This is a genomic window from Antrihabitans spumae, assembly GCF_043944905.1.
In the GTDB taxonomy this organism is placed as follows: domain Bacteria; phylum Actinomycetota; class Actinomycetes; order Mycobacteriales; family Mycobacteriaceae; genus Antrihabitans; species Antrihabitans spumae.
This window is the reverse complement of sequence record NZ_JBIMSN010000061.1, coordinates 31700-47234: the sequence shown is the minus strand read 5'-3', so window position 1 is coordinate 47234 and position 15535 is coordinate 31700. Positions and strand designations below refer to the sequence as shown.

The following is a 15535-nucleotide window of genomic DNA, read 5'->3' as shown; positions in this document are numbered from 1 at the left end:
ATTTCAAGCCCGACCCGCACACCACCTCAACGCCACGCGCGATTCAGCAACAGCCTCCGCGCCCGCCGAAAAGACTCACGAGCCGCGGAGCGGCCTCTTGTGTTTCGGCTGCCAGACCACGAGAGCGGTGCTGCGCGGGATAGGAACGAGGTCGCGACGATAGCCCGCATGCATCGTCGCGATTTCTGCCGCCATTTCGGTGATGCGGTGCTGCAGCGCCTCGACCTGATTCGTCAACTCGATGATTCGTTTGATGCCAGCCAGATTGACGCCTTCGTCCTGGGAAAGACGCTGCACTTCCCGGAGCAAAGCAACGTCGCGCGGCGAATAGCGTCGACCTCCGCCCGTTGTGCGTTGCGGGGTGACCAAGCCGAGCCGGTCGTAGGTGCGCAGCGTCTGCGCGTGCATGCCCGCGAGCTCCGCGGCAACAGAGATCACGAACACCTGCGCTTCGGTGACGTGTGCTGCGCTTGCGTCCGCGTCGGGACCCCCTGGGACCGCGCCCTTTTTCGGCTTCCCGGTCACCGCTACACCTCCAAATGGCCCTTCTCGAACTCGACCGAGTTCGTCTCGAACTCCAACACCTTCGGGACCCGCACTCCATCAGGAGTGCGGGCACCGAAAGCTGATGCACAGGTGCGCATTACGCTCCTGCCCACCCAGCACGCGGATCGAAGCCACTGGCTCGTTCCGCTTCTGCGTACTTCTCCAACGCCGCCGTCGCGGTCGAATCGAGCTTCTGCGGAACCGCAACCTTGACCGTGACGAGCAGATCGCCTGCAACGCCACCGCCACGACGCGGAACGCCGCGACCACGGACTCGCAGGATTCGACCGTCGACCGTTCCCGGCGGCACCTTGACGCCGACCCGACCATCGAGCGTTGGCACCGAAACCGTTGTGCCGAGCACCAGTTCGCCGTAGCTCACCGGCAGGACCAACGTGAGATCGTCACCCGCCCGACCGAATACCTTGTCCGCCTTGACGTGCACGGTGACGAACAGATCGCCCGACGGCGCGCCACGCAACCCTGCTTCGCCCTGGCCCGCGAGTTTGATGCGCTGACCGTCGTTCACACCGGGTGGCACGCGGACCGTGATGGTCCGAGTTCGGTTCTGAATGCCGGACCCGTGACAATCCGTACACGGGTCGTCGATGATCGAACCGGTACCGCGGCAGTCGTCGCAGGGCTCACTGAAACCGAACGCGCCCTGGTTACGGCTGACTACACCGCTTCCGTTGCAACGCGGACACACTCGCGGACTCGTTCCCGGCTTCGCCCCGCTGCCGTGGCACGTTGTGCACGGCGACGGGCTTGTCATCCGAAGCGGAACGGTGACGCCCTGCGCCGCTTCTCGGAAGCCGAGTGTCGTCTCGGTCTCCACGTCGCTACCGCGGCGCGGACGGCTTGCCGCGGTGCGATTGCCGCCACCACGGTTGAACAACCCGCCGAACAGGTCGCCGAGACCACTGTCGTTGGCCGAGGCATTGCCGAACAGGTCGCCGATGTTGAACTCGCCGGCGCCGAAGTTGCCTGCGCCGCCACCGGTGTAGCCGGTACCCGGCGTGAATCCGCCGCGACCGAAACCACCGCCAGCGAACAACTTCCGCGTCTCGTCGTACTCCTTGCGCTTGGCGGCATCCGACAACACCGAATGTGCCTCGCTGACGGATTTGAAGCGCTCCTCCGCCTTCGTGTCGCCCGGATTCGCATCCGGGTGATTGTCACGAGCCAGCTTGCGGTACGCCTTCTTGATCTCGTCGGCGGTCGCACTGGAGGAGACACCCAGTTCCTTGTAGAAGTCCTTCTCGATCCACTCCCGTTGGCTCACTGAGCATCTCCTCCTCTCGCACTTCTAGCTTTGATCGAATTCGGCATGCGCGCCGGAATCCGAGTTCACATCAATCGAATCCGACCCGGCGGACGGCGCGGATGCGTCACCCGTCGAATCGGTCACCGTCACGAGCGCGTGCCGCAGCACCCGCTCGCCGATGCGGTAACCCTTGCGAAGGACTGTACCGAGAACAGGGTCGCGACCCTCGCCTTCGTGCTGCACGGCCTCGTGCAGTGTCGGGTCGAAAGACTCACCCTCGGCGCCGAATTCGGTGACGCCCTGCTTGGTCAGCAGGCCGGCAAGCTTTTCGGAAACAGCCTTCAACGGACCCGTCTCGAGGTCACCGTGTGCTCGCGCACGCTCGAGATCGTCGATCACGGCAAGCAATTCGGTCACGACCGACGCCTTGGCGGAATCGATGACGGCCTTGCGGTCGCGTTCGACCCGACGACGGTAGTTGGCGTACTCCGCCTGCAGCCGCTGTAGATCTGCAGTTCGTTCCGCAAGTTCTGCGGAACGAGAGTCCTGCGGGTCCACAATTTCTGCGTCCTCGAGTGCCCCTTCGTCCACCGACCCGGGCTGCGGGGCGGTGCCGGTACCAGCAAGTGGTTCCGGCACGCCCTCGCCATCCCGAACTTCACCGGTCTCGGGGTCGATCTTTCGGTTGTCGACGAAAGTGACCGGCTCGGTGTGGTCTTCGCTCACTGCTTGCCCAGGTCGATCGGCTCGTCCTCCACGACCTCCGCGTCGACGACCTGATCGTCGTCGGCGGCATGAGCGCCACCCTCGGCACCGTTGGCCTCACCTGCGGAGTCGGCAGCCGTCGCCTCGTAGATTGCCTGGCCGACAGCCTGCGACTCGGTCGCGAGCTTCTCGACCGCAGCCTTCACCGCGGCGAGATCGGTGCCCTGCAGTGCGGTCTTGGCCTCTTCGATCGCAGCCTCGACCTTCGACTTGACGTCGGCAGGAACCTTCTCCTCGTTCTCCTTGATGAACTTCTCGGTCTGATGCACAAGGGACTCGGCCTGGTTGCGGACCTCTGCCTCTTCACGACGCGCCTTGTCTTCGTCGGCGTGCGCTTCGGCGTCCTTGATCATCCGATCGATGTCTTCCTTGGACAGGCCGGAACCGTCCTGGATCTTGATCGTGTTTTCCTTGCCGGTGCCCTTGTCCTTCGCGGTCACGTGCACGATGCCGTTGGCATCGATGTCGAAGGTGACCTCGATCTGCGGGACGCCGCGCGGAGCCGGCGGGATTCCTGTGAGCTCGAACGATCCGAGCAGCTTGTTGTGCGACGCGATTTCGCGCTCACCCTGGAAGACCTGGATCTGCACGGACGGCTGATTGTCGTCGGCCGTTGTGAAGGTCTCGGACCGCTTGGTCGGGATCGTGGTGTTGCGCTCGATGAGCTTCGTCATCACGCCACCCTTGGTCTCGATGCCGAGGGACAGCGGGGTGACGTCGAGGAGCAGAACGTCCTTGACCTCGCCCTTGAGCACGCCGGCCTGCAGTGCGGCGCCGACGGCGACGACCTCGTCCGGGTTGACGCCCTTGTTGGGCTCACGGCCACCGGTCAGTTCGCGGACCAGGTCCGAGACAGCCGGCATACGGGTCGAGCCACCGACGAGCACGACGTGATCGATCGCGGAGACCGAGATGCCCGCGTCCTTGATGACGTTCTGGAACGGCGCACGGGTGCGGTCAAGCAGGTCGGACGTGATCTTCTGGAACTCGGCGCGCGAGAGCTGCTCGTCGAGGAAGAGCGGGTTCTTGTCGGCGTCGACCGTGATGTAGGGCAGGTTGATCGACGTGCTCTGGCTGGAGCTCAGTTCGATCTTGGCCTTCTCGGCAGCCTCACGCAGACGCTGCAGCGCCATCTTGTCCTTGGTCAGGTCGATGCCCTGGGACGCCTTGAACTTCTCGACGAGCCAGTCGACGATGCGCTGATCCCAGTCGTCGCCACCGAGGTGGTTGTCACCGGAGGTCGCGCGGACCTCGACGACACCCTCGCCGATCTCGAGCAGGGACACGTCGAACGTGCCGCCACCGAGGTCGAACACCAGGATGGTCTGCTCGCTCTCGCCCTTGTCAAGGCCGTATGCGAGTGCGGCTGCGGTGGGCTCGTTGACGATGCGCAGCACGTTGAGGCCGGCAATCTGGCCGGCTTCCTTCGTGGCCTGGCGCTGTGCGTCTTCGAAGTACGCGGGGACCGTGATGACCGCGTCGGTGATCTCTTCGCCGAGGTAGGCCTCTGCGTCACGCTTGAGCTTCATCAAGGTGCGCGCGCTGATTTCCTGCGACGTGTAGTTCTTGTCGTCGATCGCCACTGCCCAGTCGGTGCCGATGTGGCGCTTGACCGAGCGGATGGTGCGATCGACGTTGGTGACCGCCTGGTTCTTGGCGGGCTGGCCGACGAGCACTTCACCGTTTTTGGCGAAGGCGACGACCGATGGTGTGGTGCGTGAGCCTTCGGAGTTGGCCACAACTACAGGCTCGCCGCCTTCGAGAACGGCGACAACCGAGTTGGTGGTTCCGAGGTCGATACCGACCGCACGAGCCATTTGTGTTCCTCCCTATTGTTGCGACGACGCCGATGCGGCCGTCGCTATGTACTGTCTCTGCTTGATGCTGAGCGTAGTGCACTCAATCTTGCCGGGTGCCGAGGCTACTCGTCAACTCGGAGTTGAGCGGACCACACTCAAGTCAGTCGAAAGGTCCAACGGGCGTACTTCAGGATTTGTTCCCGCTTCTCGAACTTTCGTTGAGTTCGTCCATGCTGTCGGTGTCCTCGTAACGCCTGACCTGCCCATTGCTCGCCCATCGCGTCCTAGCCAAGGATCAGGCAGCAGGGGTGCCCGTCGGGATCGACCAGCTCTCTTGGCAGGGCCTACAGGTACGCTGATGATCGACAGAGAGAGCTCAACATGTGGTACTGGCTGTTCAAATATGTGTTCATCGGACCTCTGCTTCGAATCGTCGGCCGACCGACGATCGAAGGTGCCGAACATATCCCGAAGACCGGACCCGTCATCCTGGCAGGCAACCACCTCACCGTCGCGGATTCGTTCTTTCTCGTGCTGCTGGTCCGGCGGCGCATCACCTTCGTGGCGAAAGACGAGTACTTCACGGCCCCTGGCATCAAAGGGCGGATGCAACGTTGGTTCTTCTCCTCCGCAGGGCAGGTACCGATCGACAGGTCGGGCGCCGACGCCGCACAGAGCGCATTGAACACGGCGGTATCGATCCTGCAACGCGGCGGCGTCTGGGCCATCTACCCGGAAGGCACCCGATCTCCGGACGGTCGGCTCTACAAGGGAAAGACCGGCGTGATCCGCGTTGCGCTCGAAACCGGCGCGCACGTCGTCCCCATCGTGACGAGTGGCTCCGAGAAGGTGAATCCGGTCGGCAGTCGAATGTGGCGGTTCGGCAAGGTTCACATCAAGGTCTGCGAGCCGCTGGACTTCGCGCGCTACCGGCCGCTGCGCGAACGTCAGTGCATCGTCCGTGCCGCAACCGACGAACTGATGAGCGTGCTCTACACCTCGTCCGGACAGGAATACGTCGACCGGTACGCGGCCGATGTAAAAGCCGCATCCTGATCGGTCCGGCTTACAAAAACCTGCCGAGCACACCTTCCGCACTACGCGCCGCAGTCTCGCATGCCTTGGCTGTGAACTGATCCAGCAGCGGATGTGCAGCTCGCGAACGCCATTTCCGCACCGCGATCATCGCCGCGGCGCGCTGCTGCTCGGGACCCGTCCCCGCCTCCAGACCGAGGCGCACATTCGGATCGATACCGAACCCACCGACCAGACGCGTCAATTCGGTGACGTCGGCGGCGGGGAGAGCAACCTTCGACGTTCGCAGTCGGCCGAGGAGCCGCAGTTCGTTGAAACCGTGCACATCGGCGAGCATGCGCCTGATCGCAGGAATCAGGTCGGCAGCAGCCGGGACCGACAGGGCCGTCGGATGACTCGTCAAAACACGCTCCAACGCGACAAGCGCCGAATGTGTCTTGAGCTGTTCCGCACGCTGCCCGAACTGCACGTCGATCAACTGGCGTAGCTCGTCGAGCCCGCTGCGCTCGACCAATTGCGCTGCAAGCGTTGGCGAATCACTCACACCGAGCTTGATCAACGTGATGGACAGCCGAATTCCGAAGAGCCCGAAGCGTCGAACGAGCGCCGCACGCATCGCTGCGTCGACGGGCAGCGGACTGTCGGGTCTGGCAAATCGGTCCGCGGACAACAATGCGATCTGCATGTCCTCGACCGGCACCTGAGCCAGTGCCTGGAACGCGACGAACTCGCTCTGGCGCAACGTGCGCGCAGCGAAGGCGAGCAACCCTGCGACGGGAACAACGGCTTGGCACAACCCCGTTCGCTCCAACTCGGTAGCGAATCGCTCGGCCATGTCCTTCGCCGAACCCATCGCATCGATTCGTCCGGCACCGACCTCGTCGGCACGAGATACAACGCCGACCACACCGAGTGGACCTGACTCGGCGCCGACGTGGGACCCGATACGGCCCAGAAAAGCGACGTCGTTGGCACTCAGACTCCGCAGCAGGTAGACGACTGCGTCTGCGCCCGACGCCGCGTTCTCCGGCGTGAGCAAGTCGAGGGTGCGAGCCGAAACATCAAGCGACAGCGACGATGTACCCGGGGTGTCGATCACGGTGGTGTCCGCGAGCGCACTAGCGGGCCACTCCACCTCGAGTCGATCCACCTGGGCAGCGGTCAGCGGGCCGAGGTCGAAGGTCAACCCGCCCTCCCGACGCTGCACCAAGACGTTCGCGCGTCGACCGCCGTCGTGCCAGGCCGTCACCGTCGGGGTCGAACCACTGCGATACCAGGTCACGACGCGGGTGCACTCGGTGGCGTCCGTCGGCGCAATGTCCTGTCCCACCAACGCATTCAGCAGCGTCGACTTGCCCGCCTTCAGCGAACCCGCGAGCGCGATCCGAAGTGGTTGATCGAGCCGTTGCAGGCATTCGTCGAGTTGGGCCCGCAGTCCAGGATCGTGGCCGAGAGCACGACGAGCGGCGTGTACCAGTTCGCGAGCTTCGTCGATCGACGCTCCGTTGCGGCGGGTCATCGTGTACCCGGCGTCGGTCCGCCTTGACCTGCCGCACCGATTTGACGTCCCGGGGCCGCCGACCGCGGAGCACCGACGGCAAGCGCATCGTCGGACCGGATCCGCAGGGCCGCAATCACTCGAATCTGTTGTTCCAGTTCGGCACAGCGTTGGGCACGCTGCGCGGATTCCACGGTCGCCGCTTCCTGTGCAGCGCGTAACGAATCGTTCAGCGACCGCAACGCTTGATCCGCGATCGCCGTGAAGTGGTCCCGAAGTACTCGCTGGATCTGTCGCAACCGATCCTTCGATTCCTTGTTCGCCTGAAAGCTGACATCCTCGACGAAGCGCCTGATCGCGATCTTCGCCTCTTGGCGGCGACGCGCCAGCCGCTGATCCTTGTCTTCTTTGAATGCCTTGGAGCCCAACAGAACTCCGGCACCGATCGAGATCGGGTTGATCAACGCCAAGCCGGCAAAGGTTGTGATGAGACCGAACATCAGCACGCCGCCGTAGGAGCCCCGCATGCCGACGAGAACCTTCTGCGTGATGCCGACCTTGCCCGAGTCGAGGTCGGCGAGCGACTCGACCGGCTCCATCACACCGTCGAGGTCGTGAATATCCATGTGCGGCAGCGCAACCGAACCTGTCTCGGCGAAATGTTCGGCTACCTGCTGAGCCAACCACGCGGCACGCTCGTGGGCCCACACGAAATTGTCACCGATCGACGACCCGATCTGTTCGTCGAGCCAACTGCCCAACTGCTCCCAATTCTCACCGGGGTCGGCCGAGTCGACCCACTCCTCGGCTTCACGCGTCACGCGCCGCAGTCGTTCGCGCAGATCGTGATCGATGTCGGCGGCGAGATCGGCGATACCGTCGCCGAGGGTCTGCTGCCATTGCGACGTCCGCTTGTGCAGGTCTTCTGCCGCGATCTTCGCCTTCTGCAGTTCGCGAACCGCGGCCGCGCCTTTGACCGGATCACGAAGGGCGGCAAGCTCGCTGCCGAGTCCGAGCGTCAAATGCTCTGCCGCGGAACGGACATCCATCGCGACTGCCCGACGAATGTTTCCGTCGGCTCGCGCGACAACCCGCTCCCTCAGGAACTGATACAGCACCAGGAAGCCGGACTCGGCGTTCAATTCCTTGTCCTGCAACCGCATTGCGTGCGAACGCAGCAGCGACGAGATCGGGATCAACGGAACCTGCAGACCCGCCGTGTCGAGATGCTTCCGATTCGCGGCGAGCACCTCACGCCAATGTGGATACAGGTCGGTCTTGCTGATCAGGCACGCAACCGCGGGACACAGACCGACCACCTGACGAATGAACTTGACCTCGGGCTCGGTGAGTTCGGTCGAAGCGTCCGACAGCACAAGGACCGCATCGGCGGCGGTCATCACTCCGAGAACGCCTGCCGCGTGTGGGTTTCCGTGACCACCGACACCGGGGGTGTCGACGACGACAACGCCGTCGGCAAGCAGCGGGCTCGCTGCACCGACCTCGAGCCGCAGCACTTCTCGCCCCTGCGCAAGCGGTGACGAGGGTGTGACAGAGGTGACCTGATCGATCGGTACCGAGACCCGCAGCGGCTCGGACGCACCTGGATCCGCCAACACAAGTTCTGCATGCGGCTGCGCTGCGTACTGCACCAGCGTCGGAATCGCCGTCGTCTCGTCGTCACCGACGGAGCACACGTTCAGGTTCAGCAACGAGTTGACGAACTGACTTTTGCCCTGCTTGACGGGCCCAACGACGACGATGCGCCGACGCGGATCGAGTACCCGTCCCTTCGTCGTCCGCAACGAGGCAACGAGATCATTGCGACCGACTCGTTCGGCTGCTGCCGTCGTTTCGTCGAGTAGAGCGACGAGGTCGCGCGTCGCCTCCGCAACCGGGCGGCCCGCGCTGGCAGCTGGACTGTTCATGAACCCCTGACCGCTCTCTCGACGAACTCAGACACAGTTGTACTCACACACCGACAAACGCCGGTCCCGTACGCACTAACCGCGTACCGGACCGGCGTCGTTACATCCTTGCCGGTTACGGCATCAGGTGATCAGGCAGGTGCGCGGAATCCGGTGCCGACCCGAACTCTGCACCCGTTTCGCCGTTCGCGCCACCCTCGGCGAAGAGGCTGCCATCGAAGGCGCCGCCGGTCTGGGCAGTGCCGAACACTGCGGTCGGGTCGACCGAGGACCACGGCGTTTCCGCTGCGCCGACCTGGCCGCCGAGGTCACCGGCTGCACCGGCACCCGCTTCGAGACCTGTACCGAACTGACCACCGAGGTCACCGACCGCGCCGACACCGGACTCTAGGCCGGACCCGAACTCGCCGCCGAACTGACCGCCGGCCTCTCCGCCCGCACCGAGCTGACCGCCGAGGTCGCCAACCGCACCGACACCCGTTTCCAGGCCGGACCCGAACTCGCCACCGAACTGACCACCGAGGTCACCAGCTGCCCCGAGCTGACCACCGAGGTCACCAACAGCGCCGACGCCGGCCTCCAACCCTGTACCGAACTGACCACCCAAGTCGCCGACCGCACCAACACCGGTCTCCAACCCTGTACCGAACTGACCACCCAAGTCACCAACAGCACCGACGCCGGCCTCCAACCCTGTACCGAACTGACCACCCAAGTCACCAACAGCACCGACGCCGGCCTCCAACCCTGTACCGAACTGACCACCCAAGTCACCAACAGCACCAACACCGGCCTCCAACCCCGCGCCGAACTGACCACCCAAGTCACCAACAGCACCAACACCGGTCTCCAACCCCGCACCGAACTGACCACCCAAGTCACCAACCGCACCGAGACCTGCGCCGAGGCCGGTCTCCAGCCCCGTCTCGAGGCCACCGCCGAGCTGACCGCCCAGATCGAGACCTGCTCCGGTTGCGAGTACGCCGTCGAATGCGGTGCTCAGATCGGTTTCGAGCTGACCGCCGATTCCGAGCGCGCCGCCGAGCGTCGTTCCGAGGACAGCGCCGATCGTCGAGTCGATGCCACCGCCGATGCCGGTGCCGAGGTCGATGCCGGAGCCCAGGTCGATGCCAGCACCCAAGTCGATGCCCGAGCCCAGGTCGATACCCGAGCCGAGGCCGGCTCCGATGTCGGTCCCGACGCCTGCTCCTGCTTCGATCGCTGCCTGGAGCACTGCGCCAAGTGATGCTCCGAGGTCGGCGCCGACCTCGCCACCGATGCCGAGTGCGGATCCGAGCATGGTCGACAGCTGTCCTTCGATGTCGAGCACTGCTCCGAGGTCGATACCGGCTCCTGCGCCGAGGGCGCCGTCGAATGCCGCGTTCAAAGCCGTCGAGAGGTCCGCCGTCAGGTCAGCGCCGACGCCGAGCGCCCCGCCGATTGCGGTGCCGATCTGCGCACCGAGGCCGAGGTCACCGCCAAGCCCGAGGTCGCCGCCCAAGCCGAGTCCACCGCCGAGTCCGAGATCGAATCCCGCGCCGACGGCCGTTTCCAAAGCGCCGCCGATGGCGGTGCCGAGCTGCACGCCCGCCGCTCCACCGGCTGCGAGTGCGCCACCGAGAGCCAAAGCAATTTGAGCTCCCAGATCCGCGCCGATATCCGTGCCGAGACCGAGGTCGATGTCGCCGACCGCTCCACCGCCGAGGTTCACATCACCGAACGCGACCGTTCCCAAACCGAGGCCGGCACCCGCACCGAGGCCGAGGCCTGCGCCGAGCCCGCCGCCTGCAACACCGATCGCTCCGACACCCGCTCCGGCTCCTGCGCCGACGCCGGCTCCCGCACCGAGAATCGTCGACAGGCCTGTGCTTCCCGTGCACAGTGCCGATTCGGCGACCATCGGTGCGACGGCGACGATGTCGGCGTGGCTCACACCGGCCAGTCCTGAAGCAGCGAGAACGCCTTCTGGGTTCGCGCAGTACTGGGCGGCTGCCTCGTCGCTACGGAGCAGGTTGAGGATGAATTCGAGTACGGCGTTCTGGGTCATGACGTCTCCTGAGTCGGTTGGACCGGGCTGAATCAGCTTCGGCGGTGCATGCATGCAACGTTATGGAGATCGGGCCGCGGCCCCAACGGGGTGAACCCCCGCACCTGTCTGGGGGTATCGGGTAGGGGCAAAACGACCATTAGGGGCTTTTCCCCTAACCAAGGCTCCCACCAGCCTCAACCGGGCCGAGTACCGTAACGGAATCGACGACCGACGCGACAACGCCGGTGAGTCGCGCCCCTTACGGTCTATTCGATCGCGAGTCTCGCGACCCATATTCGAGGAGGAGAATCGCGTGGCAACAGGTCTCGGAATCGTGGTCGGATCGCAGAACTCCGTGGCTGCGGTCGATCCTGATGGATCGGGCGCGGCTGACGGCCGCGACTACGTCACGATCAGTCATCCGACGACGCTGCAGCTGTCTGCGGACGAAGCTCCGGTTCTCGGGGTCGTTCACACCTCGCCCGCACTCGGTCGGCATTCGAAGGACATCCTGCTCGACGGCTTCGTCGACCGCGTCGGCGATCCGATCGGCATTCTGGCCGACGACGGATCGATCTACGCAGGCGAGGACCTGACAGCGACTGCAATCGGTTGCCTCGTCGACGAAGCTGCGGCCGGACTCGCGGAATCGCCGACGATCGTCGCGACGTATCCGACATCGTGGGCGCACTACTCGGTCGATGCACTGCGTGATGCATTGGAGCGCGCAGGTTTCTCCGACGTGACACCAGTGCCGGAAGCAACGGCAGCGGTCCGCTGGCTGGACAATGCTCGCGGACCGCTGGCCGACGGCGCTGTCGTCGTCTACGACCTCGGCGGAACGACGCTCGACATCAGCGTCGTCCGCACCGGCGAGTCAGCGGGAATTCTCGGCAAGCCGATCAGGTCCGACGACATCTCCGGCGTGCAGTTCGACCACCTGACGATGCAGCACGTTCTCGCGAGCATGGGTGCGGCCGCCGCGGAGATCGATCCGTTCGATCCCGCTACCGAGGAAGCGCTCGGCGCATTGCGCGCACGCTGTGCGCAGGCGAAGGTGTCGCTGTCGACCGACACCGATTCGACGGTTCACGTCGAGTTGCCCGGTCTGTCGCAGCAGGTCCGCCTGGTTCGCGACGAACTCGAAGACTTGCTCAGAACGCCTATCGCGACCTCGGTCGGGCTGGTTCGGGAAGCTGTTCGATCCGCAGGCCTCGATCTCACCGACATCAGCGCAGTGCTTCTCGTCGGCGGTGGTGCAGCAATACCCCTCGTTGCCGAACTCGTCTCGTCGGAACTCGGTTTGCCTGTCGTTGCGGGCCACCGACCGGAGCACACCAGTGCCATCGGTGCCGCGATGCTTGCCACCGACCTCGCCGCTGCGTCCACAGCTCTCGCCGAGCCTGTCGCGTCGGCAGCTGTTGCCATGCTGCCACGGGCGGAGTTTGCGGTGGCTCCGATCGCAGCACCGGTTTCGCCGCCGAAAGTACTTCCGGCGCCGCGTGTTCCCGTTACCAACGAACCTGCGAAGACCGGTATCTCCCGAGCGAAGAAGCTTGCCTTCGTCGCGGCGGGAGCCGTAGCGATCACACTCCTTGCCGCGGGCGGGCTGTCTCTCGGAACCGGAGGCGGCTCGGAGCCGCAGCGTTCCGACACGCAAACGAGCGCGCCGGCAGTGCCCGCGGGTGTCGTCGCGTCCAGTGCTCCCGCCCCGTCCAGCAATCCCGAAGCGGCCGCACCGAGCGACGGATCCGCGCCGACAACTCAGGCAGGCGCAGCAAATCCCTCGGCCAGGCCGAATACGGGCAACGGCCCCACGTCGCAGGCACCCGCGGGCGGAGTCGCGCCGGCGCCGGAAGCCGGCTCGAATCCCGATCCCGTCCAGCCGCAGCAACCCGCACCGAATCCCGAACCACAACCCCAACCGCAGCAGCCAGCGCCCCAACCGCAACCGCAGGTGCCGTCACCGGGTGGTGAAACGACCACAACGCCTGGCACTACCGGAGGAATTCCGGGTCTGCCCAATCTGCCGACCCTTCCCGGTGTCAAGGTTCCGATCCTGCAGGGCAACTAGTGGGCGAGTCGTTGCCGAAAAACGCTGTGCCGCAGACCAACGACGTCTCTGCGGCAACACGAGAAATCCTTCGCGAAGTCGACGGCGGCGGACAAATTCGGCTGATGCTGCGCGGACAATCGGGAACCGGAAAGTCAGCGATGCTGGCCGCGGTTCGCGACCGCCTCCGCGCACGCGGTCTGTCGGTTTCGGCCGAGCCGTCGGCAGCACTGGGCGGTGCAGCCCTCGTTGTCGACGATCTGCACTCGCTCCCGACCGCAGACGTTGTTGCCGTCCGCACGCTCCTCGATGATTCACCTGCCGCGGTCGTCGTGGTCGCGACCGAGCCACGCGCACACGACACCGAACTGCGAGCACTCGCAGCGACCTTCGCGCGGCGCGGTCGCGTCATCGACATGCGATCGCTCTCCACTGCGGACATCGTCGGCCTCGGACGTAGCAGTGCCGTCACGGTCACCCCTGAGCGGGCGGCTCGAATTCGCGACCTCACCAACGGCATTCACGGTGCGGTAGTCGCAGCGCTCGGCGGTGGATCGCCCGAGGACTCGGTTGTCGGCTGGGTGTGCGCGAACCTGCGCGACCGAGACATTCAGTTTCTGTCGACTCTTGCGATGACGGCGACCGGCATCGGCCTCGACGTCACCGAGGTATCGGATGTCAACGGTATCGACGAGTCGAATGCCCTCACGCTGATCGATCGCGTTCGGGCGTCAGCACTTGTGACCGACCCCGACCTGCTGCCGATCGCCGCGCAACCGCTGCGGACCCTGCTCGGGGACCATCGTTTTCTCGATGTGCAACAACGTGTCCTCACCGCAAGACTCGACCGCGGCGTACTGCGCATCCATACCGCGACCAAGCTCGCCGAGATCGGTCTGCGGGATGCACGCCTTGCCGAATATCTTTGCAACGCAGCAGAATCTGCCGATCCCGCCGTGGCGGCGCAGCTCTACTCGGCCGCTGTGCAAGCGGGAATCGATCCACGCAGCGTCGAGGTGAAGCGCTGCGAGGCGGCCGCACGCAGCGGCGACAGTCGGACGGCTGCGGACATAGCGGAATCGATCCTTGCCCGTGCGGACGACCCCGATTGCGCAAGCAGCACAGCCGAACTCGGTGCGGCGGTCCGCGTGCTCGCCGGTGTCTGGGCCGATCGGGGCACACTCGTCCGCAGTGCCGAACTCTACGAATGGCTCGGCACCGACCGCGTAGGCAACGACGGCGGCAGCGCTGCTGCTGTCATGCTAGCGGCCGGACGCCCAGAGGCAGCAGCAGCAATGGCGTCCGCGAGACCAGCAGGACCGCCGACCGACCTCACCGCCGGCATCACGATGGTCGGCGACGCTCTCGCACAATCGATGTCGGGCTCCGGCCAAGCTGCCGTGAACACCCTCGCTCGGTCGCTTTCGCTGTTCGACCGGGCGGAAGCTGTTGCGCTACTGCCGATATCGCCAGCCGCCGCAGCGGTCCAACTGAGCTTGCACTGCGGCGACCTGGCAAGGGCCGACGCGCTGCTCGATCGCGTCGACGAGAAGGTTCGGCCCGGCACCCGAATGTGGCACCAGCATCGCCTGCTCTCGGCATGGACAGCCATGCTCGGCGGCGACGAGGACCGGGCTCGATCCATCGTCGAAAGCCTCGCGGCAGACGATCTCGGCAACCGCGACCTACTGCTCGACCGTGCGATCCGAGTCGGCCTCGCGCGTCGCAGCGGCGATCATGGCGCGTTGGTTCGGGCGTGGGAGGCCTCGCATCGGGTCATCGACGAGATCACAGTCGACGTCTTCTCGCTCCTTGCTCTCGGGGAGCTGTGGCTTGCCGCCGTTCGGATCGGCGACGTCACCCGCGTCGTGCATCTGATCTCCGAGGCCGACGAATTGCTGAGGCGACTCGGCGAGCCTGCGGCCTGGTCCAACACCTTCCACTGGTACGGCGCACAGGCTGCTCTCCTCTCCGAAGACCCGCCCGCCCTCGTGCCCCATGCCCTCGCGCTGAAACGAGCAGCCGAGTCGGCCACGGCGCCCGATACCTATGCCGCCGCACTCGCTGCGGCAGGGTCGACGTGGTTGCGGGTGCTTCGTCAGGAAGCCCAACTCGACGACATCGAAAAGTCTGCGCGGATTCTCGGCTCGATCGGTCTGCCTTGGGACGGCGCCCGCTTGGCGAGCGAGGCTGCCTTGCGCGCCGCCGACACCGAAACAGCGACGGCCCTGCTGCAGGTCGCTCGATCGTTGCGGCAACCACCTCGACGTTCCGAACGCGGAGCGAGCACACCCCAACAACTTCCGACTGCAACGCCTCGCCAGGCGATCGTGACGAACGGCCCGCTGTCGGACCGAGAATGCGAGGTCGCGGACCTGTTGGTGCTCGGTCTCACATATCGCGAGGTCGGTTCACGGCTGTACATTTCCGCGAAGACAGTCGAGCATCATGTAGCGCGAATTCGACGGAGACTCGGTGCAGGTTCTCGCTCGGAGTTGCTGTCGATGCTGCGCGCGATGGGCCACGGCCGAGGTGATCGGGCGCAGCTTGTGTAACCGACCGGGTCCGAGTCACGACATAACATCGGACACGGACAGACGAGACACGGCAGCAAG

The 15535-nt window shown here is 65.2% G+C and carries 10 protein-coding genes; 3 read left to right on the top strand and 7 right to left on the bottom strand.

What is annotated here, in order from left to right:
- Window positions 1–75: 75 nt before the first annotated feature.
- The 4 genes from ACHIRB_RS15305 to dnaK form a co-directional block, all read right to left on the bottom strand.
- Complete coding sequence (locus tag ACHIRB_RS15305; RefSeq protein WP_395125684.1) at window positions 76–444, bottom strand: heat shock protein transcriptional repressor HspR; 369 nt, start codon at window positions 442–444, stop codon at window positions 76–78.
- Between the two features lie 199 nt (window positions 445–643).
- Entirely contained in the window at window positions 644–1831 is a 1188-nt protein-coding gene (dnaJ, locus tag ACHIRB_RS15300) for a molecular chaperone DnaJ (RefSeq protein ID WP_395125665.1), read from the bottom strand.
- Window positions 1832–1855: 24 nt separating this feature from the next.
- Window positions 1856–2539, bottom strand: coding sequence for a nucleotide exchange factor GrpE (gene grpE / locus ACHIRB_RS15295; RefSeq protein WP_395125666.1), 684 nt, complete (start codon window positions 2537–2539; stop codon window positions 1856–1858).
- Complete coding sequence (gene dnaK, locus ACHIRB_RS15290) at window positions 2536–4395, bottom strand: molecular chaperone DnaK (RefSeq protein ID WP_199704233.1); 1860 nt, start codon at window positions 4393–4395, stop codon at window positions 2536–2538. The genes grpE and dnaK overlap by 4 nt, the downstream gene beginning before the upstream one ends.
- A gap of 363 nt (window positions 4396–4758) precedes the next feature.
- Here dnaK and ACHIRB_RS15285 point away from each other — a divergent pair, with 363 nt between their 5' ends.
- Window positions 4759–5433, top strand: coding sequence for a lysophospholipid acyltransferase family protein (locus tag ACHIRB_RS15285; RefSeq protein ID WP_395125667.1), 675 nt, complete (start codon window positions 4759–4761; stop codon window positions 5431–5433).
- A 10-nt stretch (window positions 5434–5443) separates the two neighbouring features.
- On the opposite strand, the gene ACHIRB_RS15280 is transcribed toward ACHIRB_RS15285, so the two are convergent.
- The 3 genes from ACHIRB_RS15280 to ACHIRB_RS15270 form a co-directional block, all read right to left on the bottom strand.
- Window positions 5444–6931: a dynamin family protein gene (locus ACHIRB_RS15280; protein WP_395125668.1), complete on the bottom strand. Its 1488-nt coding sequence runs from the start codon at window positions 6929–6931 to the stop codon at window positions 5444–5446.
- Window positions 6928–8838, bottom strand: a complete 1911-nt coding sequence (locus tag ACHIRB_RS15275; RefSeq protein WP_199704230.1) for a dynamin family protein — start codon at window positions 8836–8838, stop codon at window positions 6928–6930. Before ACHIRB_RS15275 ends, ACHIRB_RS15280 begins: the two co-directional genes overlap by 4 nt.
- 115 nt (window positions 8839–8953) lie before the next feature.
- Complete coding sequence (locus ACHIRB_RS15270) at window positions 8954–10885, bottom strand: IniB N-terminal domain-containing protein (RefSeq protein ID WP_395125669.1); 1932 nt, start codon at window positions 10883–10885, stop codon at window positions 8954–8956.
- Window positions 10886–11180: 295 nt separating this feature from the next.
- Between ACHIRB_RS15270 and ACHIRB_RS15265 the strand changes: the two genes are divergently transcribed.
- The gene (locus ACHIRB_RS15265; protein WP_395125670.1) at window positions 11181–12941 is read left to right on the top strand and encodes an Hsp70 family protein; all 1761 of its coding nucleotides are present in this window, start codon (window positions 11181–11183) and stop codon (window positions 12939–12941) included.
- Complete coding sequence (locus ACHIRB_RS15260; protein ID WP_395112843.1) at window positions 12941–15475, top strand: LuxR C-terminal-related transcriptional regulator; 2535 nt, start codon at window positions 12941–12943, stop codon at window positions 15473–15475. The genes ACHIRB_RS15265 and ACHIRB_RS15260 overlap by 1 nt, the downstream gene beginning before the upstream one ends.
- Window positions 15476–15535 lie beyond the last annotated feature (60 nt).